The organism is Herbinix hemicellulosilytica (assembly GCF_002904165.1).
GTDB classification, from domain to species: Bacteria; Bacillota; Clostridia; order Lachnospirales; family Lachnospiraceae; genus Mobilitalea; species Mobilitalea hemicellulosilytica.
Genome location: NZ_CVTD020000018.1, coordinates 42,627 through 65,401, shown reverse-complemented (window position 1 = coordinate 65,401; position 22,775 = coordinate 42,627). Strand labels below are relative to the sequence as shown.

Sequence of the window (22,775 nt, the reverse complement as noted above, 5' to 3'; positions counted from 1 at the left end):
AAAAAGTTATGAAGTAGCCTTATTTAAACATAAAAAAGTGTCAGGTATCGTAATGGTACCTGACACCTTTTTCGTTACAATCATACTACTTTATAACTTTTTATATATTACATATATATATATAAAAATTACTTATAGTCCTGATTATAACTTTGACACATTAGCAGCTTGAGGGCCTTTCTCACCTTCGACAACTTCAAATTCAACCTGGTCGCCTTCTTCAAGCACTTTGAAGCCATCCATCAAAAGAGCGGAATAGTGTACAAATACATCATTTCCCTCTTCGTCTGAGATAAATCCAAACCCTTTTTTTGCGTTAAACCATTTTACTGTGCCCTTTTTCATTAAAAAGCCTCCTAAAACTTAAATAATTCCCATTACCGCTCTTAGTAATGTTAGTCTAAACTTAACATAATTACGGAAAAAAGTCAAACTTTCTTTGCTATTATTTACAATAATCTTATGTACAAAAAAAGTTATGAAATGACAAATAAATAAAATTATGATATCATGAATAAGTACTTACTATATATTGGCATACTTATTATAATGAATTCTTATATTTTTTGTGATAAAGAGTCATTTACAATGATATTTTACTAAATATATAATAAAATAGTTGTGTAGGAGGAAACAGGATGAAGTTTGACATACCTGCCCAATATCAATTGGTTTTTGAAGAAAAACTGGAAGATATAAACGGATGGGGAGCATATCTGGTGCATAAAAAAACCGGTGCAAAGATAGCTCTGATAAGCAATGATGATACCAATAAGGTATTTTATATAGGTTTTAGGACACCTCCGAAAAATAGTACCGGTGTGGCTCATATTTTGGAACACAGTGTATTATGCGGTTCTAAAAATTTTCCTGCCAAGGATCTTTTCATAGAACTGGCTAAGGGGTCGCTTAATACCTTTTTGAATGCCATGACTTATTCGGACAGAACGGTTTATCCGGTAGCCAGCCAAAACATGCAGGATTTTAAAAACTTAATGCATGTATATCTGGATGCCGTTTTTTATCCCAACATATACGATAAAAAAGAAATATTTGAACAGGAGGGCTGGCATTATGAATTAAACAGTGAAGAGGACGAACTTAAAATAAACGGAGTAGTCTATAACGAGATGAAAGGAGCTTTTTCTTCGCCCGAACAGCAACTGATAAGGTTAAATTTCAACTCACTGTTCCCCGATACGCCTTATGGTGTCGAATCAGGCGGAGATCCTGATTTTATCCCACAGCTTTCTTACGAAGAATTTTTGGAATTTCATAAGACATATTATCATCCTGCCAACAGCTATATTTTCCTGTATGGGGATATGGATTTTTCGGAACGGCTGACTTGGCTGGATGAGGCATATCTTTCTCATTTTGATTATATTAAAATAGATTCGGAGATACCCCTACAAAAGGGATTTGATTCTCTAAAAGAAATAGAAGCATTTTATTCTTTGAGTGAGGAAGAAAGCCCAGATGAAAAAACTTATCTGAGCCTTAACGTAGCCATAGGAAACTCAAAGTCAAAGGAGCTTAACCTGGCGTTTCAGATACTTGACTATGTTCTTTTTGATGCACCGGGGGCTCCGGTCAAGCAGGCCCTGCTTGATAAGGGTATTGGCAAAGACATATTCAGTCAATTTGGGGTGGAGTACCTTCAGTCGGTGCTTTCCATTGTAGCAAAAAATGCGGATGAAGATAAAAAGCATGAATTTTTATCGGTTATCAGGGAAACTTTATCTAGGCTTGCTTCTGACAGACTGAATGAAAGATCCCTTCAGGCAGCCATTAACTACTTTGAATTCCAGTACCGTGAAGCTGATTATGGCCAGTTGCCAAAAGGGCTGATATACGGCCTTCGTGTGCTTAGCAGCTGGCTTTATGATGACAGCGACCTGTTCCAAAATCTGAAAGATTCTGTTCATTATTCCAGCCTAAAGGAAAAAATAAATTCGGGCTTTTTTGAAAAATTAATCAAAGACTATCTGCTTGACAATAATCATGCTTCTCTTGTCGTGCTTAAACCTAAGGCAGGTTACAATAAGATTCGTGAGGGTAAATTAAAAGAAGAACTTGCCGAATATAAAAAAGGCTTGTCTAAGGGCGAAATTCAAAGAATAATAAAAGAAACCGTCAGATTAAAGGAATACCAGGAGGAGCCTTTGGGCAAGGATGAACTTGAGAAAATTCCTATGCTTACAAGAGAAGATATAGAACCAAAACCCCAGCCTATATATAATGAAGAAAAGGATATAGACGGGGTTAAGGTTATCCATCACAATTTATTTACCAATGAAATAGCTTATATCAGGCTTTTGTTTGATATAAAAGATATACCTGAAGAGCTTCTGCCTTATGTGTCATTATTGTCTTTTGTACTGGGATATGTGGATACCGAAAATTATAGCTATCCGGAATTTACAAATGAGATTAATCTGCATACCGGCGGACTGTATACCAACGTTGTAAGTTTTGCTAAAAAAGGCGGTACCAACGATTATTTGCCAATGTTTGAAATCGGAACCAAAGTTCTGTACGAAAAGATACCTGAATCATTCAGGCTTACGGAAGAAATGATATATCGTACCGATTTGAGAGACTATAAGCGGCTTAAAGAAATTATCGATGAAGTTAAATCCCGGATGCAAATGAGATTTAAGTCTTCAGGCCATTCTGTAGCAGTAAACAGAGCCATGTCTTATTATTCTGAACATGGTTTGTTTAAAGAATTGACCCAGGGAATATCGTTTTACAAATTTATAGATGATATAAGCGTAAATTTTGGCCTGATGAAGGATACCATAATTGCCAAATTAAAAGAACTTATAGAAATAATTTTTGCTAAAAACAGGCTTATGGTAAGCATTACTGCAGAAGACGAGGGCTTTAAGCTGTTTTCACAAAGCTTTATGCAGTTTACAAGAGGGCTTAAGGAAGAAACACCTAAGAACCTACTTAAAGGATATAAATGTGCGCCTCTTTCGCCTAAATGTTTGAATGAAGGCTTTAAAGCTGCCATGCAGGTGCAGTATGTGGCCAGGGCAGGGAATTTTCTGAGTAAAGGTTATAAATACACCGGGGCTCTTAAAGTTCTTAGAACTATCTTAAGTTATGATTATTTGTGGAACCATATAAGGATTAAAGGGGGAGCTTACGGGTGCATGTGCGGATTTTCGGCTGTTGACGGGGATGTATATTTTGTTTCCTACAGGGATCCAAAACTTGAAGAAACCAATACGGTATATGAAAACATTCCCGAATACTTAAAGAATTTTACTATAGATGAAAAGGAATTATTAAAGCGCATAATCGGTACCATAAGCACCCTTGATACTCCATTGACTCCTCAGGCTAGTGGCGCAAGATCATTAAGCATATATCTTGCAGGCCAAACTTATGATGATTTAGTTAAAGAGAGAGATGAAATTATAAATGTAACGCAGGAAGATATACGTGCCCTATCCGGCTTAATCAGGGCAGTCCTTGATCAAGGTTATATATGCGTTATCGGTAACGAAACTGCGGTAGAGGAAAACAGTGAATTATTCAATGATGTCAAGAACCTGATGTAATGTTATAAAAATATAATAATATCTGACTATTGAAATATATATGAAAGCATAAGGGTGAGGAAGATTATGTACGATAATAATAAAAAATCCGGATTTGTTACATTAATCGGAAGGCCGAATGTAGGCAAATCCACTTTAATGAATCATCTGATAGGACAAAAAATAGCCATAACATCCAATAAGCCGCAAACCACAAGAAACAGAATAAGGGCCATTTTTACGGATGAGCGGGGGCAGATTATATTTGTCGACACCCCCGGTATCCATAAGGCAAAGAATAAACTGGGACAATTTATGGTTAATGTGGCGGAAAAAACTCTCCGGGAAGTCGATATAGTTCTTTGGCTTGTAGAGCCAACTACCTTTATCGGGCAGGGAGAACGATATATAGCCGAGCAGTTGTCGAAGATAAAAACCCCGGTTATTTTGGTAATTAATAAGGTTGATACGGTAAATAAAACTGAAATACTGTCTGTTATCGATGCATATAAGGATATTTTGGATTTTGCGGAAATTGTTCCGGTTTCCGCCATAAAAGGGGACAATACCGATGAACTTCTTAACGTTTTGTTCAAGTATCTGCCTTACGGCCCTATATATTATGATGAAGATACCGTTACCGATCAGCCGGAAAGGCAAATCGTGGCGGAACTAATCCGGGAAAAAGCCCTTCATTTCCTTGATGAAGAAATACCTCACGGTATAGCCGTTAGCATAGAACAGATGGTGGAGCGTAAAAAAGAAGGAAATAATAAGGACATTATAGATATTCATGCGACTATTATATGTGAAAAAGACAGTCATAAGGGCATAATCATCGGTAAGGGCGGCTCAATGCTTAAAAAGATCGGAACCCATGCCAGAACTGAAATAGAAAATCTTCTTGATTGCCAGGTTAATCTTCAGCTTTGGGTAAAAGTTAAAAAGGACTGGAGAGACAGCGATTTTCTGCTGAAAAATTACGGCTTTACTGATATGGAATAACCCATAGTATGTTTTGATGATTTGTCAAGAGGGAATTTGAAAATTTTAGATGGTATATTCTAACCAGTTTAGATATGGTGCCAGATGGGAAACATAATAATATAAAATGAAAATTATTACTGACTTAATTCTATCCGGCATTTATGGAACATATCAAATTGGTTAGGGGGCTGGTTTATGAACAGATATTGGGAACGTTTTATAAAAACCGGGAGAATTGATGATTATCTTAATTACATTGCTTGCACAAGGGATGAAAATGTGGATGAGTATGATAAAGCCGTAAGCAGTAATGAAGAAGGTGGTTTTAGTGCCGGCGTCAACAGTCGTGACGGGGATGGTACTGTCAGCCATGCCGGTTGGTGAATACGATAAACGCATAGTTCTTTTGACTAAGGAACTTGGAAAAATATCTGCATTTGCCAAAGGCGCTAGGAAACCCAACAGCGCCTTATTGGCATGCAGCCAACCTTTTTCTTTCGGAGAGTTTTCCCTTTATGCTGGAAGATCATCATATACAGTAATATCAGCCGATATATCCAATTATTTTCCGGAACTGAGGGATGATATAAACAGTGTATACTACGGAATGTACTTTTGTGAATTTTCGGAGTATATTACAAAGGAAAACAACGATGAAAAGGAAATACTTAAACTTCTTTATCAGACTTTAAGGGCATTGGCAAAGAAAACCATAGATTTTCCCCTGATACGCCTGGTATTTGAATTTAAAATAATGGCATTAAGCGGAATGGCACCACAGGTATTTAAATGCGTAAAGTGTGAAAGGACAAGCGATAAATACAGGTTTTCTGCTGCATCCGGTGGTTTACTTTGCGAAAATTGTGCAGATTTTGATAAAAAGTCCCTCCGGTTAAATACATCGTCGGTTTATGCTTTACAGTACATAATATCAAAAGAAGTAGAGAAGCTTTATACTTTTAGGGTAAGCGGCGAGGTATTAAATGAGCTTACCGCATGTGCCAGGCAGTATCTCACCCATTATTTGGGACATGAGTTCAAGTCTGTTGAGCTTATCAACTCTTTACAAGACTGATATGGCAAATTATGCGATAAATTTGCACACAAAACAAAAATCTTTTAAATTATCTGTTGAAATATTCTTCCTTTCAAGTTATAAATATTAGTTGAAATTATCTTCCTTAAAGGTTAAAATGATATAACTCAGTAAATTGCGGTGGAGGGAAATATATGAAAAAAGTTCTGCTTTATTTATTTATTCTGTTAAGTTTTGTACTTATGAACGGATGCAAAAAGGAAGAAATATTCCTTTCTGTTGATGACATTACTGCAAATACATTTTTGCTAAAAAGGGACGGCAGTTTATATGTTGCCATAATTGAAGATTTTGACAAAAATTATTATAATTTATCCGAGCTTAATGAATTTGTTGCAAAAGAGGTAAATGCCTATAATGAGAAAGCCGGAGGCAAGGAAATAAACATAGAAAAACTAGAATTAAAAAACGGTAGAGTCGTTATGATACTCGGATATTCAAAGATGGCACATTACAGTGCATTTAACAACATGCCTGCGGCATATTTCGGAGCAGACACTAAAGACGTGGCCCTGGAACTTCCATCGCAATATTTGGATGCAAAAAAGAATGAGGTGGTTGATAAAGATACTGCCTTGAAAAACGGGAAAAACAAGGTACTGGTACTTTACGAGCCATATGAAATCATTGTGGAAGGCGATATAAAGTACTACAGCGAGAACGCAACATTGGTTGACAAAAATAGAATCCGCAGTGCGGATGAGAATATGACTGTTGTAATATACAGGCCGTAAGATTGTACCGAAACCGTCAATTAAAATGTCTATTAATATGCAAATACTATAAGATATGTGAGGATGGAAAGTATGGAAAAAACGATGGACAAGATTGTAGCTTTAGCAAAAGCAAGGGGGTTCGTATATCCCGGTTCGGAGATATACGGAGGTTTGGCAAATACGTGGGATTATGGCAACCTGGGGGTAGAGCTTAAAAATAATGTTAAAAAAGCATGGTGGAAGAAGTTTATCCAGGAAAATCCCTACAATGTAGGTATAGACAGTGCCATACTTATGAATACCCAGACCTGGGTGGCTTCCGGCCATTTAAAGAGCTTTTCCGATCCCCTTATGGACTGCAAGGAATGTCATGAACGTTTCCGTGCGGACAAAATTATCGAAGATTATAATAAAGAACATGGCATTACCATAGAAGGCTCCGTTGACGCCTGGTCCCATGAAGAAATGATGAAATATATTAAAGACAATAATATTCCTTGCCCCACTTGCGGAAAACACAATTTTACTGAAATCCGTAAATTTAATCTGATGTTCAAAACTTATCAAGGGGTTACCGAGGACTCCAAAAACGAAGTTTATTTAAGGCCTGAAACGGCACAGGGTATATTCGTAAACTTCAAAAATGTGCAAAGAACCTCCCGTAAGAAGATACCTTTCGGTATCGGCCAAATCGGCAAATCATTCCGTAATGAAATCACTCCCGGAAACTTTATATTCCGTACAAGAGAGTTTGAGCAGATGGAGCTGGAATTCTTCTGTGAACCGGATACGGATTTGGAGTGGTTTGCATACTGGAAAAAATTCTGTATTGACTGGTTAAAAACTCTTGGCCTTAAGGATGAAGAGCTAAGGGTAAGGGACCATGATCCCGCTGAGCTGGCTTTCTATAGTAAAGCGACCACCGATATTGAGTTTTTATTCCCCTTCGGTTGGGGTGAGTTATGGGGCATAGCTGACAGAACAGACTATGACCTTTCTCAGCATCAGAACGTTTCCGGTGAAGATTTAAGCTACTTTGACGACGAAAAGAAGATTAAATATGTTCCTTATGTAATCGAGCCTTCAGTAGGTGTGGAACGCCTGACTTTGGCATTCTTATGTTCTGCCTACGACGAAGAAGAACTGGAAGACGGGGATGTACGGACCGTACTTCGTTTCCATCCGGCCCTGGCTCCGGTTAAAATCGGTGTGCTTCCTCTGTCCAAGAAACTTTCTGAGCCTGCAGAGAAGATTTATATGGAGTTATGTAAATATTACAACTGCGAGTATGATGACAGAGGCAATATCGGAAGACGTTATCGCAGACAGGACGAAATTGGAACACCTTTCTGTGTCACATATGATTTTGATTCGGAAACCGACGGATGTGTAACTGTCCGTGACCGTGATACTATGAAACAGGAAAGAGTTCCCATTGAAGGATTAAAAGCCTATTTTGAGGAAAGAATTAGTTTTTAAAAAAGTACTTTCCTTATTTGGGATAATTGTGTTATAATGCAATTTGGTGACTTAAAAATTGTAAAATTTTTTTAATTTTAAGGTATGCATCCGTGTTTTTACAAAAACGAAATATAAACACAGAACATACGGATTAACCACAAAATTAATTTTAGGAGGGCTAATGCAGTATGAAAAAATGGGTTTATATGTTTAAGGAAGGCAGCGCCGACATGAGAAACCTGCTCGGCGGCAAAGGTGCCAACTTGGCAGAAATGACCAACCTGGGGCTCCCCATTCCCCAAGGATTTACTGTTACGACCGAAGCTTGTACCGACTATTACAATAACGGTAGACAAATAAGAGATGAAATTAAGGACCAGATCTTCGATGCTTTAAAGCAGCTTGAAGAAATACAGGGCAAGAAATTTGGGGATCCTGAAAATCCCTTGCTTGTTTCTGTTCGTTCCGGTGCAAGAGTATCCATGCCGGGTATGATGGATACCATTCTTAACCTTGGCTTAAACGATGTCGTTGTTGAAGGTTTTGCAAAGAAGACCAACAATCCAAGATTCGCATATGACTCTTACAGAAGATTTATCCAGATGTTCTCCGATGTTGTTATGGAAGTTCCTAAGTCCAAGTTCGAGGAGATACTGGATGAGGCAAAGGAAAAGAAAGGCGTTAAGGCTGACAGTGACCTTGATGCAGAAGATTTGAAAGAAATCGTTGTTAAGTTCAAAGCATTATATAAAGCAGAAAAGAATGCAGACTTCCCTCAGGATCCGAAGGTGCAGCTGATGGAAGCCGTTAAGGCAGTATTCCGTTCATGGGATAACCCTCGTGCTATTTATTATAGAAGAATGAACGATATACCCGGCGACTGGGGTACAGCAGTTAACGTTCAAGCCATGGTATTCGGTAATATGGGCAACACATCCGGTACCGGTGTTGCATTTACCCGTAACCCGTCCACCGGTGAAGCTAAGATTTATGGTGAGTACCTGATCAATGCTCAGGGTGAAGACGTTGTTGCAGGTATCAGAACTCCTAGCCCTATCGATAAACTTGCTGAGGATATGCCTGAAGTATATGAGGAATTCATAAGAATAGCCAATCTCCTTGAGAATCACTATAAAGATATGCAGGATATGGAGTTTACTATTGAAGACAGAAAACTTTACTTCCTGCAGACCAGAAACGGTAAGAGAACAGCTCAGGCTGCATTAAAGATTGCCTGCGACCTGGTTGACGAAGGCAAGATTACCAAAGAAGAAGCAATCAAGAGAATTGATGCAAAATCCCTTGATCAGCTCCTGCATCCTAGATTTGACGATAAGGCCTTAAAAGAGGCAAAAGTTATCGGAAAAGGTCTTCCTGCATCACCCGGTGCTGCTGCAGGTAGAGTATACTTTACCGCTGAGGATGCAAAGAACCATCATGATATGGGTGAAAGAGTTATTCTTGTTCGTCTTGAGACATCACCTGAGGATATCGAAGGTATGCATGCATCCGAAGGTATCCTTACCGTTCGCGGCGGTATGACTTCTCACGCTGCGGTTGTTGCCCGTGGTATGGGAACCTGCTGTGTATCCGGCTGTGGTGATATTGTAATTAACGAAGAAGAAAATTACTTCACATTAGGAGGATATACAATTAAAGAAGGAGATTACATCTCCCTTGACGGTTCTACCGGTAACATCTATCTTGGCGACATCCCTACAGTAGATGCTGAAATTAGCGGTAACTTCGAAAGAATAATGAAGTGGGCCGACGAAATCAGAACATTAAAGGTAAGAACCAATGCCGATAACCCTGTTGACGCAGCAAATGCTGTTAAATTCGGTGCTGAAGGTATCGGTTTGTGCCGCACAGAGCATATGTTCTTTGAGGCTGAGAGAATTCCTAAGATCAGAAAGATGATCTTAAGTAAGAGCAAGGAAGCAAGAGAAGCTGCTCTTAACGAACTGATTCCTTATCAGAAAGGCGACTTTAAGGCGATTTACGAAGTTATGGAGGGAAGACCTGTTACCATCCGTTTCTTAGATCCGCCGTTGCATGAGTTCCTTCCTACAGATGAAGGCGATATCGCAGCATTAGCAAAAGATATGGGCCTTACTGTAGAGGAAGTAAAAGAAACTTGTGCTGCACTTCATGAGTTCAACCCGATGATGGGTCACAGAGGATGCCGTCTTGCGGTTACTTATCCTGAAATCGCAAGAATGCAGACCAGAGCCGTTATGGAAGCAGCTATCGAAGTTAAAAAAGAAAAGGGTTATGATATCGTTCCTGAAATCATGATTCCTTTGGTAGGAGACAAGAAAGAGCTTGCATTTGTTAAGCAGGTAGTAGTTGAAACCGCAGAAGAAGTTAAGAAGGAAATGGGTTCCGATATCGAGTACCATGTAGGAACAATGATTGAAATTCCTCGTGCTGCACTTCTTGCCGATGAGATTGCAGAGGAAGCTGAATTCTTCTCCTTCGGTACCAACGACCTGACACAGATGACATTCGGTTTCTCCCGTGACGATGCCGGCAAGTTCCTTGAGGACTACTACAAGAATAAGATTTATGAATTTGATCCGTTTGCAAGACTTGACCAGAACGGTGTAGGTCAGCTTGTTAAGATGGCTGCAGAAAAAGGCCGTGCTACAAGACCTGATCTTAAGCTCGGTATCTGCGGTGAGCATGGCGGAGATCCTTCAACCATCGAGTTCTGCCATAAGGTAGGTCTGAACTATGTATCCTGCTCACCGTTCAGAGTTCCTATCGCAAGACTGGCTGCCGCTCAGTCTGCATTAAACAATAAATAAGATCTAAATTGCTTTGTGATATATAGTCTTTACTGAAAATAAATCAGAAGCCCTTATATCGGCTGCATAAGCCGGTATAGGGGCTTTAGAACATATTAGGATAACAACTATATTATCTATAAAAAATTATCTTTAAAAACGCTAATGAAGAATGAATGGAAATACCTAATATATTTTTTATATTTGCTTTATTGATAAACAAGACTATAATAAGTAGAATTTAAGTATAAAATATTATAGGAAAAGCAAAGGAAGGATGTTTTATGAGTAATAAAAACGTTATTATTGAAAAAACCAATGAACTTTTAAACACCCATTGCTATGAAGGCTTAAGAAATGCGGCAAAAGAATGGCTTGAATCATTAGGAACAGATAAAGAAAAAGAAGCCGGCAAAAAGTATGTGGATATGTTGCAAGAATCCATAGTAGACATTGATGCTGTTATAAATCTGTTTTCAAGCGATTTCGGTATTGAAAAATTTGGACGTGAAAAAGCAGAAGAGATAGCTAATCATGCAAAAGAGGTTAAAGCAAAGGGAGCAAAATGGTGCGATTGCCCGGCTTGTACTGCGGCTTTGGAAATATTGAAATACAAGGAAGATTTGCTGGCATAAATTTTTGAAAGTGCTAAGAATATATAACTATAATGTTTTACTATAAGATACCGGTTGTAATTTGTGTTAAAATCGAACATCTAAATTGTTTGATATATGATGCACAAATTTTAGCCGGTATGGCATATATGATATAATATAATTAAATATTATATATAATCTGATAATGTTTATTGTTATCCTGTTTAATTATGGTATAATATATATAATAATGTAAAAGTATAGGATTGTATCAGTAAAACTTTATTTGAAAGGAGGTAGTACCTATGCCGTCAGTGTATGTTAATATAAAACCGGAAATAATTAACTGGGTTTTGAACCAGATACAGGATGATATACTTGAAGAAAATATGATAAATAATATAAAAGCTTGGCTCAATGGTACTAAAACTCCGACTTTTAATCAAATTGAAGATCTTAGCAGGAAGACCAATATACCTTTGGGATATTTCTTTTTACAAACACCACCGGAAGAGAAAATTGATTTACTGGAATATCGCACAATTGACAGTATTCAGCTTGCAAAACCCAGCCGTAATCTTATTGATACAATTTATCATATGGAGAGAATCAGAGATTGGATGAAAGATTACAGACTGGAAATGGGGTTCGATATATTACCTGTTGTTGGATGTATGGAAAATGTCGACGATATAAGTACTATTACAAAAAGGATTCGTAATGATTTGGAACTAAATGAAACATGGTATGAGCTATGCAGTAATACAAGAGAAGCTTTTAATTTCATTAGAGATCGGTTGGAAGCATGTGGGATAATTGTTATGATGAGCGGTATTGTAGGTAGTAATACCCATCGTCTGCTGGATATAAATGAGTTTAGAGCGTTTGTTATGGTAGATAAGTGGGCTCCTATTATATTTATAAATGCAACAGATTCTGACGGAGCCAGGTTATTTTCTTTATTACATGAAGCAGTGCATATATGGATTGGCAAAGATGATTTGTTTAATGACAGGTACGACATAACCAACGGTGTGAGTTCTACGGAAAAATTATGCAATGCCGTTACTGCGGAATTAATGGTTCCTAAAGACATCTTTATAAATAAATGGAATGAAATTAATGAAACAGATGTTTTTGATACTATTACAAGATTGGCTAAATATTTTCGCTGCGGAGAGGTTGTTATTGCAAGAAGAGCAAAAGACTGCAATAAAATAAATCAGGATGTATATAATCATGTTGTGGAGACAGCGATTGAAAACTACAATAAGATAAAAGAGAAACAAGAGGATAATGGAGGTAATTACTATAATACAATGATTTCCCGCTTGGACGGTTGCTTTGTAAGGGCACTATGTGAAAGTATTAATATAGGAAGAACCTCTTATACAGAGGCATATCGTCTGACAAATACCAGCCCTAAGACATTTGCTGAGGTGGCACAGCGTCTTGGAGGTATGCTATGGTAGAAGAGAAATTTTTAGTTGATGCAAACTCCCTGATAACACCATACAGATTATATTATGCGTTCGATTTGGTACCGTCTTTTTGGGATAGACTGTCAGAGAATATTGGCAAAATTGTGTTGCTTGATATGGTAAAAAGTGAGATTGACAAAGGAAATGACGATTTGACTGTTTGGGTAAATAGTCTAAAGGGTTTTGAGATTTGCTATCATTTATCTCAAGAAATTGTAGACAAATGGCAGGAAGTTATACAATATGTTCAAACTTGTGGATTATATAATGAAAATGCATTACATTCATGGGCCCAAATTAATGTAGCAGATCCATGGTTAATCGCAGCTGCCGCAGTTTACGGATATACAATTATTACATTGGAAGGATCGGCAGGGAGATTAAGTCCTATGAATAAGAGTGGGAAAGTAAAGATACCGGATGTGGCCAGGGCTTTTGGCGTTAAAACCAATAATATATTTTATATGATGAGACAATTAGGAATTAAAATATAATGTACATATATAACAGAATGAGAATTATTTATTGACTGAAAATAATTTAAGAATTTGGCCAAATCATTAAATTAAAATAATTCGGAACTAAATTGATAAAATAAAAGAAAACAGGTTGTGACTTGTGCATAATAATCAAATTATTGATGGCTATGCACAAATCACAACCTGTTTTTATATCAAAGAAAATATACGTATATATCCGCTAAATTTATGAAAGTTATCTTAAGTTAATGACATTGCTATAGAGCCTTTTTTATTTCTTAACCGGACCGGTTGATTCCCTGGCAATGAATTTTGCCCTTAGTAATAGTTTGCTTATCGAAACACCGTTTACCAGACCGTCAAGCAGCAAAAATGCACTCTTTCCCAAGTCTCTTCGGTCCTGCCTGATAGTAGTTAAGGACGGGGATAACTGTGAGGCAATAGGAAGATCGTCAAAACCGATAACACTTACATCATGAGGAATTTTTACACCGAGCCTTGTCAGTTCGGCAATTACACCGGTAGCTATAAGGTCACTGGCACACATTATGGCGGTAGCACCATGTTCTAAAAATTCGGGCACATGATCTTTGGCACAGTCGGGTACATAGTATCCGTACCGGATAAGATTTTCATCGGGTTCAAGGCTGTATTTAATCATACTGTTTATAAATGCCTGTCTGCGCTGTTCCGATACCATGGAATTCTTTGTACCGTTCAAAAAGGCAATTCTTTTATGTCCGAGGTTGCATAAGTGATTTACAGCCTGATCTATTCCTTCAAAACTGTCTGTTCCCACATATCCGACGTGGGGGTTATTTTCTATATAATTATCGAGCAGTACGGTAGGGATAGTTGTTTTATTTAGCTGTTTTACCCAATCATCATGTAAGGTAAAACCTAATAAAAATGCACCGCTGTAACCGTTTCTTAACATATATGTATCATATTTTTCTTCCGTTTGCATATTCAGATTTGTCGGAACTACCGTCACTTCCCATTTTCTTCTGGCGGCAGATAATTTAAAGCCGACTATTATCTCATAACCGAATTGCTCAATGCTTTCATATCCCATATTTTCGATAAAAATGCAAACTTTTTTTGAATCCTGGCTTTTCATTTTCTTAGAGGTATAACCCATCTCAATAGCCGTATCCAGAACCAGCTGCCTCATTTCATCACTGATATCGCTGGCATTATTAAGCCCTTTGGATACGGTACTTACGGATATCCCTAATTTGTTTGCTATGTCTTTAATTGTAACCATGGATTAACCCCCTGATTTTTATTTATAAAGTATAAACCTTCTTGTTTTCAAATGCAATATTTTACTTTTACAGAAAAACTAAGATGTTATTTCGGGAATTAATATATATAAATACGAAAAAATGCGAAAATTCATATAAAAAATTATAAAACTTATTATTTATAAAATCAAGTATGTATTTTTATGAAAATAATAATTTTATTTAAAATATATAAAAAATGAACAATAAATTAAACTTATTACTAGTTAAAATATAAAATTTCAACATATAGTAATTGACAAAAAAGGAAGCAGATGTTATTATATTAATAGTTTCGAAAAATTGCGAAAATAAATGAGCGTATATTAGCATATTAAAAAGATAGGGCTTTATATAAGTGCTATATAATAAAACAGTTTATAGAAAATTAATACATAAAATGCGGGGATTTCAGGGGGAAAGTACATATGGATTTCGGATTTAAGGCAAATGTGAAGTTAATTCTAGATCTGGATTATGGAAAGACAATAAATAAGGCCGATAAGATTGAATTATATAATGCCGTATCAAAGGCGGCAATGAAAACTTTGGGTAAAGACTGGGGATTGAATACGGATAAAAAGAAGGTCAGTTATCTTTCAATGGAATTTCTTATCGGCCGTATGATATACAACAATTTATACAACTTAGGTTTGCTGGACGAATTTAAGGAGTTAATGAATGAGAATAATATAGACATTAATATATTTGAAGATATTGAAGATGCGGCATTGGGTAACGGCGGTCTGGGAAGACTGGCTGCGTGTTTTCTTGATTCAGCAGCAACACTGGGATATGTATTAAACGGTTATGGTATCAGGTATAAATACGGCTTATTTAAGCAGGAGTTTGAAAACGGCTTTCAAAAGGAACTTCCCGATGACTGGCAAAGTTTCGGTGATCCGTGGTCTGTAAGAAGAGAAGAAGAAAAGGTACGGATTGAATTTAAGGACCAGTCCGTATATGCAGTACCATATGACATGCCGGTAATAGGATACGGAGGAAAAACTGTCAATACCCTGAGATTGTGGCAGGCGGAAGCCACAAAACCTTTTGATTTTGAGCTGTTTAATAATCAGCAATATACGGAAGCTGCAAAAAATAAAAATGAAGCTGAAGCAATATCAAGCCTTTTATATCCCAATGACAGTACCGAAGAGGGTAAAAAATTAAGAATTAAGCAGGAGTATTTCTTTACCAGCGCCACAATGCAGGATGTAATAAGAAGATTTAAGGAAAAACATGGTACGGCATTTTGCAATATTCCAAAGGAATATGCTTTCCAGTTGAACGATACCCATCCGGTTTTTGCTATACCGGAGTTTATAAGGCTGTTAGTTGAAAAGGAAGGCGTATCTTTTGAAGATGCATTTCGTATCGCCAAAAAAACTTTTGCTTATACGAATCATACTATTATGGCGGAAGCTTTAGAAAAATGGAATGTTTCATTAATACAGTCCGTTATTCCTCATATCTATGAATATATTGTTCTGATAAACAAGGAACTGGTAAAAGAACTCAATGAGGCGGGTATATCTGACGCAGAAAAGAAAAAATATCTGATTATAGAAGATGATACCGTCCATATGGCACGGCTGGCCATATATGTAAGTCATTCGGTCAACGGTGTTGCAGAATTACATACTGAAATTCTTAAGAGCAGGGAATTGAAGGAATGGTGTCAGCTATATCCGGAACGTTTTAATAATAAAACCAACGGTATCAGCCAGAGAAGATGGCTGGCTCTTTCAAACAAGGAACTGTCTGACTTTATTACAGATAAAATTGGTGATGCCTGGATTACCGACCTTGACCAGTTAAAGAGGTTGGAGATGTTTGCTTTTGAAACAGATGTGATAAAAGAATTTGAAAAAATCAAGCAGGTTAAGAAAAGGCAGCTGGCAGATTATATTTTAAAACATGAGGGGGTTAAGATAGATCCTGACTTTATATTTGATATCCAGGTAAAAAGGCTTCATGAATATAAAAGGCAGCTTTTAAATGCATTTTCTGTTCTGGATATTTATTTCGGATTAAAAGAAGGAAGAATCAAAGACTTTTATCCTACGGTATTTATTTTCGGGGGAAAGGCTGCCCCGGGTTATTACAGAGCCAAAGCCATTATTAAATACATTAATGAAATAGCCGGGATGATAGCGGCAGACCCCGAGGTAAGAGATAGACTTAAAGTGGTATTTGTATCAAACTATAATGTTTCCTATGCCGAAAAGATAATACCGGCAGCAGATGTTTCAGAGCAGATTTCCACAGCAGGAACGGAAGCATCCGGAACCGGCAATATGAAATTTATGCTTAACGGGGCGGTTACGCTTGGTACTTTCGACGGGGCTAATATAGAAATTGTCGGGCAGGCCGGTATGGAAAACAACTACATCTTCGGTGCAAGAGTGGAAGACATCGAGAAGATAAAGGATACATATGACCCGCTTGGCATATATCAAAATAACCCTAGAATTAAGAGAGTAGTGGACACTTTAATTGACAATACCTTTGACGATAACGGGACAGGTATTTTTAAAGAACTTTATGATTCGCTACTTAAAGGGGCAAGCTGGCATAAGCCGGATCAGTATTATCTGTTACTTGATTTTATGTCCTACTGTGAAACGAAGATGCAAGTAAACACTGACTACAAAGACCGGCTGTCATTCAGGAAGAAATGCTTTATTAATATGGTTAATGCCGGAAAGTTTTCCAGCGACAGAACTATAAGAGATTATTTTAATGAAATATGGAATTAATTAATTTTAAATATAAAGGAGAGGTGGAGGAAATGAAGATAAGCAAAAAACTTATAATTCTACTTATGATTACAGTTATGGTAATTACCGCTTTTGGGGCATGCGGTAAGAAAGAAGCAGAAAATACTTCTGTAGATAACAAACAGGCAAATTCTTCGGCAGAAAATAAGACTGAGGAGAAAAAAGAAGACAAAGCTGAAGAAAAAGAACCGGAAGATATCACCTTAAAGGTTTGGGGACCCCAGGAAGAACAGGAACTTCTTAAGCAAATGACAGAAGCCTTTGCCAAGGCTCATCCGGAGTATAATATCACATTTGAATACGGCGTAGTATCCGAAGGGGATGCCGCAACAGAATTAACCAAAGACCCGGAGGCTGCTGCTGACGTGTTTGCATTTGCATCAGACCAGACGGCAAGGCTCGTTGAAGCTGGACTTCTGTATCCGATTACTTATAACGTGGATGCCGTAAAGGCTGCCAATTCGGAAGCATCCATACAGTCTGCAACTATAGACGGCCAGTTATATGCATATCCGTTTACACCCAATTCATGGTTTATGTACTATGACAAGAGCAAATTTACCGAAGAAGAAGTAAAATCTCTTGAAACAATGATGGCTAAGGATCTCGGCGAAGGAGTAAAGAATTTCTCGGTAGATATCAATAACGGCTGGTACCTGTCGGCATTTTATTTTGCTGCCGGTTGTACCTTGTTCGGTGAAGACGGAAGAGATCCCAATACCGTAACTTTTAATAACGAAGCCGGTGTGGAAGTTACGAAATATTTAATTGATTTGGTATCTAATCCCAAGTTCCTGGAAGAAGATCAGGGTAATATGATAAATGCTTTTGAAAACGGTACTTTAGGAGCAGCTTGTTCCGGTACATGGAACGCACAAAGCATTAAAGATGCTCTCGGAGAAAACTATGCGGCAACTAAGCTTCCTACTATAAAAATAAACGGTCAGGACCTGCAATTAAGAAACTTTGCCGATTTTAAGCTGATAGGTGTTAACTCGCAGACCAAGCATCCTTTGGCTGCTATGCAGCTTGCCGAGTTTTTGGCAAATGAGGAAAATCAGAAACTACGTTTTGAAGTAAGAAGTATTGCTCCTACCAATATTAATCTTGCCAGTGATCCAGAAGTGCTTAAAAATCCTGCAGTGGCTGCCTTAAGCCTTCAGACAACATTCTCTACAGTTCAGTCATCAATCCCTCAGATGGGCAATTACTGGGCTCCTGCAGAAGCCTTCGGTAACGAACTTATAAACGGAACTATTACAAAAGATAATGTCAAAGAAAAACTGGACAGTTTTGTAGCAAGCATTTTATCTACTCTTAATTAAAATTTTGATTGTCGCATTATAACCTTATGTAATTTAATTAAGTATTCTCCATTTGTATACAAGTACCGATTTAATCGGTACTTGTATACACTTTCAATTGAGCAAAATAATCAGATAAGCTTTTAAAAGCAATTATTTATTGATATTTGCAAATTCTAAGTGCCGGAGAGATTAGTGTAGGAGAGTATATCATTATGGCAAAAATTAAAGAAAAAAATGAAAGATATTCAATTATAAGTGCTTTTTTAAGAGGGGATTTTCTCACCAAATTATCTTTTCTTATCATGGGAGCATCCAACCTTTTCAGAGGGCAAATAATTAAAGGATTGCTGTTTCTCTTTACTGAGCTTGCTTATATATATTATTTAACCTCTGCCGGGATATCTGCCTTAAGGGGGCTTCGGACTCTTGGAACAAAAGAGCAGAGTATGGTCTTTGATGAAAGTCAGGGGATTTTTGTAGTTCAAAAGGGCGACAATTCCATGCTCATGCTTCTTGCCGGTGTAGTGGCTATAGCTGTAACCATGCTCTTTTTGGTTATATGGAAAGCCAATATTAATGCGGCATATGAGGCGAAAAATTTAAAACAGCAAGGCAAAAAACTGCCGACTTTTGCTATGGATGTGGCATCCTATTTTGATAAGAAGCTGTACAGAACTCTGATGTCATTTCCCCTTATAGGAATTTTACTTTTCAATATATTACCTTTAATGTTCATGATATTAATAGGATTTACCAATTTTGACCATGAGCATCAGCCCCCGGGCAAACTCTTTACATGGGTTGGACTGGATAATTTTAAGGCTCTTCTTTTAACAGGAGAAAAAATAGGAAAAACTTTTTGGGGTGTATTGGGCTGGACTCTTATCTGGGCGGTACTGGCCACATTCCTAAACTACATAGGTGGGATATTGCTTGCATTGCTTATAAATAGAGAAGGTACCAAACTCAAAGGTTTTTGGAGAACCATATTTGTCACATCTATAGCCATTCCTCAGTTTGTTTCCTTACTTGTTATACGGATAATGCTAAATGATAACGGAGCCATGAACAGTCTGCTACAGGACCTGGGTATTATCAGCCGGGACAAATTTTTGCCTTTTTTGTCAGACCCGACTTGGGCCAGATTTACCGTTGTTATAGTAAATCTGTGGATAGGTATTCCTTATACGATGCTGATTGTTACAGGAATACTGCAAAATATTCCGAAAGAACTGTATGAATCGGCAAAGGTTGACGGTGCCAATGCCTTTGTAACATTTATCAAAATTACAATGCCTTATGTGTTGTTTGTTACATCACCATATTTGATTACTCAGTTTATAGGAAATATAAATAACTTTAATGTCATATACTTCCTAACTGCAGGTGGACCTTTAAGCTTAGATTATTATCAGGCAGGAAAAACAGATTTACTGGTTACATGGCTGTATAGGCTGACAACCGGTTCCGTTAAGGATTATTCCTATGCATCTGCCATAGGTATTATGGTATTCATATTATCGGCAACATTCTCATTAATATCATATAGGTTTACCGCGTCATACAAGAGAGAGGAGGATTTTCAGCAATGAGCAGGTACCGCAGAATGAGTTTTAATAAGTTTGTCAGGAATGTTTTTGCTCATATTTTGCTTTTTGTACTGTCAGTAATATGGTTGTTTCCAGTATTTTGGATTGTTTTAACCTCCTTTCGCGGTGAAAAAGGGTCATTTGTTCCGTATTTTTGGCCTAAATCTTTCACTATTAATAACTATGTTCAGTTGTTTACCGATACTCAGCAGTTTTATTATGCAAAGTGGTTTATGAATACCTTAATAGTAGCTGTATTTTCATGTTTATTGTCGACGTTGTATGTTCTGGGAATATCTTATGCCCTGTCAAGAATGCGATTTAAGATGAGAAAACCTTTTATGAATGTAGCCCTGATACTCGGAATGTTTCCGGGGTTTATGTCGATGATAGCAGTTTACTATATTTTAAAGGGGCTCAATATGACCCAGTCGCTTCTAGCTTTAATACTGGTTTACTCTGCCGGAGCAGGCTTAAACTTCTATATTGCCAAAGGTTTTTTTGATACCATTCCAAAAGCTATAGATGAAGCGGCAGTCATTGACGGAGCTTCCAGGTGGAAGGTATTTACCAAAATTACAATACCTTTATCAAGACCGATAATTATATATACGGTTTTAACTTCTTTTTTGGCTCCCTGGACTGATTACATTTTTGTAAGTGTCATAATGGGTGATAATTACGATAAATATACGATAGCTCTCGGATTATACAAAATGCTGGAAAAAGAATTTATAACTACCTGGTATAACAGATTTGCTGCAGGTGCGGTTATAGTATCTATTCCGATTTCAATATTATTTATTATCATGCAAAGATACTACGCTGAGGGTGCAAGCGGTGCAATAAAAGGATAAGGCGTGAGTTTGGCTATGAAGTATCTTAAAATTTTTGGGGTGGTACTTATTTTTGCTTTTGTACTGACCGGATGCGGTCAAGTTAAGTCTGTAAATATGAAAAACCATACGGAGACTGCGACATCGGAGAAATCGGATCAGCCGGACTTTGAGCAATCCATGATATCAACAGACGGTAAAGACAGCGGTAATTATAATGATATACCGGAATATAAATACCGGCGCAAGGTAAATATCATCGATGATAATTACCGTACATATTATGAGGTGTTTTTGTATTCATTTTATGACAGTAACGGGGACGGAATAGGCGATATCAACGGATTGATAGAAAAACTGGATTATATAAACGACGGAAATTACGACAGTGATTACAGTCTGGGCTTTAACGGTATATGGCTGATGCCTGTAATGCCGGCAAGGTCTTATCATAAGTATGATGTTTTAGACTATTATGATATTGATCCCCAATACGGGATTATCGATGATTTTAAAAGACTTGTTGAAGAGTGCAATAAAAGGGGAATAAAACTTATTATTGATCTTGTTATTAATCACACCTCGAATCAGCATCCCTGGTTTTTATCGGCGCTTAAAAGTCTTGGGATTGAACCTTGCGGAAAAGAAATCTGCACTTATGAGGATTTATGCAGAGAACACAATCCTTATGTAAGCTATTACAATTTTACAGAAGGAAAGCCGGACAGGGGGAACTACTGCCATACCGGAATAGGGGACTGGTATTATGAAGCTGTATTCAGCCCGGATATGCCCGATTTAAATCTTGATAATATGGATTTAAGAGGGGATATAGAAGATATTATGAAATATTGGCTGGAGCTCGGTGTTGGGGGATTTAGGCTGGATGCGGCCCTTCATTATTTTTCAGACAATACCGAAAAGAACTGTGAGGTTCTGGCATGGCTGAATGACTTTGTAAAAAATTATAATGAGAAAAACTATTTGGTGGCCGAAGTCTGGACGAATTTTGGTACTTACTCGAAATACTATTTAAGCAATATAGACAGTGTATTTAACTTTGCTTTTGCCACCGAAAGCGGAGTAATTGCAAAAACACTGAATAATAAAGGCAGCACTTATTCGGCCAAGGCCTTCGGAGAGGCCATGATACAAGTGCAGGACGAATTGAAAAAGTATTCCGATACGGCTATAGATGCCCCGTTTTTTACAAATCATGATACTGCCAGGGCAGCCGGGTATTTTGCAAGAAATTCCGAAAAAATAAAAATGGCCGGCGGTATGAATCTTATGATGAGCGGGAATGTGTTTGTTTATTACGGTGAGGAACTGGGCATGAGCGGATCCGGAAGAGATGAAAATAAGAGAGCTCCGATGTACTGGTCAGACACCTACAGGGAAGGTATGACAAAAGGGCCTGAAAATATGGACAACTTAGAGCATAGTTTCGGTTCTGTCGAAATCCAGATGAAAGATCCGCTGTCTATCTATAATTATTACAAAAGAGCAATCCGGCTGAGAAATGAAAATCCTGAAATTGCAAGGGGAGTAATAACATATATGACGGATATAACAGACCGGGATATCTGTGCCATAGCTAAAACTTATCAGAACAGTACGATTTATATGCTTTATAATATTTCGGATGAGAAAAAAGTAATTACTGTAAAAAAATCAACCTATCCGTATGAGGAAATCAGGGGTTACTTAAGTGCAAACGGAGAGGAAGTAAAACTGGATGGGGAAACAGTAACTTTGCCTCCGTATTCAATTGTGATTTTAAAATAAAGTAAAGTTGCAAATCTGTTTTTGCTA

At 37.5% G+C, this 22,775-nt stretch carries 17 protein-coding genes; 15 read left to right on the top strand and 2 right to left on the bottom strand.

Annotated elements, in window-relative coordinates:
• Positions 1 to 144: 144 nt before the first annotated feature.
• The gene (locus HHT355_RS09205) at positions 145 to 345 is read right to left on the bottom strand and encodes a cold-shock protein (protein WP_103203158.1); all 201 of its coding nucleotides are present in this window, start codon (positions 343 to 345) and stop codon (positions 145 to 147) included.
• A 293-nt stretch (positions 346 to 638) separates the two neighbouring features.
• On the opposite strand from HHT355_RS09205, the gene HHT355_RS09200 reads away from it, so the two are divergent.
• The 10 genes from HHT355_RS09200 to HHT355_RS09160 all read left to right on the top strand — a co-directional run bounded on the left by HHT355_RS09200 (position 639) and on the right by HHT355_RS09160 (position 13,174).
• Positions 639 to 3,575: an insulinase family protein gene (locus HHT355_RS09200; protein ID WP_103203157.1), complete on the top strand. Its 2,937-nt coding sequence runs from the start codon at positions 639 to 641 to the stop codon at positions 3,573 to 3,575.
• 66 nt (positions 3,576 to 3,641) lie between these two features.
• A complete protein-coding gene (gene era, locus HHT355_RS09195; RefSeq protein WP_103203156.1) occupies positions 3,642 to 4,559 on the top strand; it encodes a GTPase Era in 918 nt (305 codons plus the stop codon).
• A gap of 177 nt (positions 4,560 to 4,736) precedes the next feature.
• Complete coding sequence (locus tag HHT355_RS13525; protein ID WP_146039182.1) at positions 4,737 to 4,925, top strand: hypothetical protein; 189 nt, start codon at positions 4,737 to 4,739, stop codon at positions 4,923 to 4,925.
• Positions 4,870 to 5,616, top strand: a complete 747-nt coding sequence (gene recO / locus HHT355_RS09190; RefSeq protein ID WP_242967640.1) for a DNA repair protein RecO — start codon at positions 4,870 to 4,872, stop codon at positions 5,614 to 5,616. Before HHT355_RS13525 ends, recO begins: the two co-directional genes overlap by 56 nt.
• 155 nt (positions 5,617 to 5,771) lie before the next feature.
• Positions 5,772 to 6,371: a hypothetical protein gene (locus HHT355_RS09185; protein ID WP_103203154.1), complete on the top strand. Its 600-nt coding sequence runs from the start codon at positions 5,772 to 5,774 to the stop codon at positions 6,369 to 6,371.
• A 72-nt stretch (positions 6,372 to 6,443) separates the two neighbouring features.
• Positions 6,444 to 7,832 carry a glycine--tRNA ligase gene (locus tag HHT355_RS09180; RefSeq protein ID WP_103203153.1) on the top strand — a complete coding sequence of 463 codons (1,389 nt, stop codon included), beginning with the start codon at positions 6,444 to 6,446 and terminating at the stop codon, positions 7,830 to 7,832.
• 170 nt (positions 7,833 to 8,002) lie between these two features.
• Positions 8,003 to 10,624 (top strand): pyruvate, phosphate dikinase, encoded by a 2,622-nt coding sequence (ppdK, locus tag HHT355_RS09175; protein WP_103203152.1) that lies wholly within the window; start codon positions 8,003 to 8,005, stop codon positions 10,622 to 10,624.
• Between the two features lie 263 nt (positions 10,625 to 10,887).
• Entirely contained in the window at positions 10,888 to 11,238 is a 351-nt protein-coding gene (locus HHT355_RS09170) for a hypothetical protein (protein WP_103203151.1), read from the top strand.
• A gap of 266 nt (positions 11,239 to 11,504) precedes the next feature.
• Positions 11,505 to 12,671, top strand: coding sequence for an ImmA/IrrE family metallo-endopeptidase (locus HHT355_RS09165; protein WP_103203150.1), 1,167 nt, complete (start codon positions 11,505 to 11,507; stop codon positions 12,669 to 12,671).
• Positions 12,665 to 13,174, top strand: coding sequence for a DUF4411 family protein (locus HHT355_RS09160; protein WP_103203149.1), 510 nt, complete (start codon positions 12,665 to 12,667; stop codon positions 13,172 to 13,174). Before HHT355_RS09165 ends, HHT355_RS09160 begins: the two co-directional genes overlap by 7 nt.
• 256 nt (positions 13,175 to 13,430) lie before the next feature.
• Here the strand turns inward: HHT355_RS09160 and HHT355_RS09155 are convergent, their stop codons facing one another.
• Positions 13,431 to 14,426, bottom strand: a complete 996-nt coding sequence (locus HHT355_RS09155; protein WP_103203148.1) for a LacI family DNA-binding transcriptional regulator — start codon at positions 14,424 to 14,426, stop codon at positions 13,431 to 13,433.
• Positions 14,427 to 14,873: 447 nt separating this feature from the next.
• Between HHT355_RS09155 and HHT355_RS09150 the strand changes: the two genes are divergently transcribed.
• The 5 genes from HHT355_RS09150 (at position 14,874) to HHT355_RS09130 (ending at position 22,748) form a co-directional block, all read left to right on the top strand.
• Positions 14,874 to 17,207, top strand: a complete 2,334-nt coding sequence (locus HHT355_RS09150) for a glycogen/starch/alpha-glucan phosphorylase (protein WP_103203147.1) — start codon at positions 14,874 to 14,876, stop codon at positions 17,205 to 17,207.
• Positions 17,208 to 17,239: 32 nt separating this feature from the next.
• Positions 17,240 to 18,553, top strand: coding sequence for an extracellular solute-binding protein (locus tag HHT355_RS09145; protein ID WP_158245945.1), 1,314 nt, complete (start codon positions 17,240 to 17,242; stop codon positions 18,551 to 18,553).
• Between the two features lie 194 nt (positions 18,554 to 18,747).
• Complete coding sequence (locus HHT355_RS09140) at positions 18,748 to 20,127, top strand: carbohydrate ABC transporter permease (protein WP_103203145.1); 1,380 nt, start codon at positions 18,748 to 18,750, stop codon at positions 20,125 to 20,127.
• Positions 20,124 to 20,981 (top strand): sugar ABC transporter permease, encoded by an 858-nt coding sequence (locus tag HHT355_RS09135; protein WP_103203144.1) that lies wholly within the window; start codon positions 20,124 to 20,126, stop codon positions 20,979 to 20,981. Before HHT355_RS09140 ends, HHT355_RS09135 begins: the two co-directional genes overlap by 4 nt.
• A gap of 15 nt (positions 20,982 to 20,996) precedes the next feature.
• Entirely contained in the window at positions 20,997 to 22,748 is a 1,752-nt protein-coding gene (locus tag HHT355_RS09130; RefSeq protein WP_103203143.1) for an alpha-amylase family glycosyl hydrolase, read from the top strand.
• The last annotated feature ends 27 nt before the right edge of the window (positions 22,749 to 22,775 follow it).

Coding starts and splice junctions, on each gene's coding strand:
- HHT355_RS09170 (WP_103203151.1), top strand. CDS start 10,888: ATGAGTAATAAAAACGTTATTATTGAAAAAACCAATGAACTTTTAAAC.
- HHT355_RS09140 (WP_103203145.1), top strand. CDS start 18,748: ATGGCAAAAATTAAAGAAAAAAATGAAAGATATTCAATTATAAGTGCT.
- HHT355_RS09200 (WP_103203157.1), top strand. CDS start 639: ATGAAGTTTGACATACCTGCCCAATATCAATTGGTTTTTGAAGAAAAA.
- HHT355_RS09155 (WP_103203148.1), bottom strand. CDS start 14,426: ATGGTTACAATTAAAGACATAGCAAACAAATTAGGGATATCCGTAAGT.
- HHT355_RS09135 (WP_103203144.1), top strand. CDS start 20,124: ATGAGCAGGTACCGCAGAATGAGTTTTAATAAGTTTGTCAGGAATGTT.
- HHT355_RS09185 (WP_103203154.1), top strand. CDS start 5,772: ATGAAAAAAGTTCTGCTTTATTTATTTATTCTGTTAAGTTTTGTACTT.
- HHT355_RS09205 (WP_103203158.1), bottom strand. CDS start 345: ATGAAAAAGGGCACAGTAAAATGGTTTAACGCAAAAAAAGGGTTTGGA.
- ppdK (WP_103203152.1), top strand. CDS start 8,003: ATGAAAAAATGGGTTTATATGTTTAAGGAAGGCAGCGCCGACATGAGA.
- HHT355_RS09145 (WP_158245945.1), top strand. CDS start 17,240: ATGAAGATAAGCAAAAAACTTATAATTCTACTTATGATTACAGTTATG.
- HHT355_RS09150 (WP_103203147.1), top strand. CDS start 14,874: ATGGATTTCGGATTTAAGGCAAATGTGAAGTTAATTCTAGATCTGGAT.
- HHT355_RS09165 (WP_103203150.1), top strand. CDS start 11,505: ATGCCGTCAGTGTATGTTAATATAAAACCGGAAATAATTAACTGGGTT.
- HHT355_RS09130 (WP_103203143.1), top strand. CDS start 20,997: ATGAAGTATCTTAAAATTTTTGGGGTGGTACTTATTTTTGCTTTTGTA.
- era (WP_103203156.1), top strand. CDS start 3,642: ATGTACGATAATAATAAAAAATCCGGATTTGTTACATTAATCGGAAGG.
- HHT355_RS09160 (WP_103203149.1), top strand. CDS start 12,665: ATGGTAGAAGAGAAATTTTTAGTTGATGCAAACTCCCTGATAACACCA.
- HHT355_RS13525 (WP_146039182.1), top strand. CDS start 4,737: ATGAACAGATATTGGGAACGTTTTATAAAAACCGGGAGAATTGATGAT.
- HHT355_RS09180 (WP_103203153.1), top strand. CDS start 6,444: ATGGAAAAAACGATGGACAAGATTGTAGCTTTAGCAAAAGCAAGGGGG.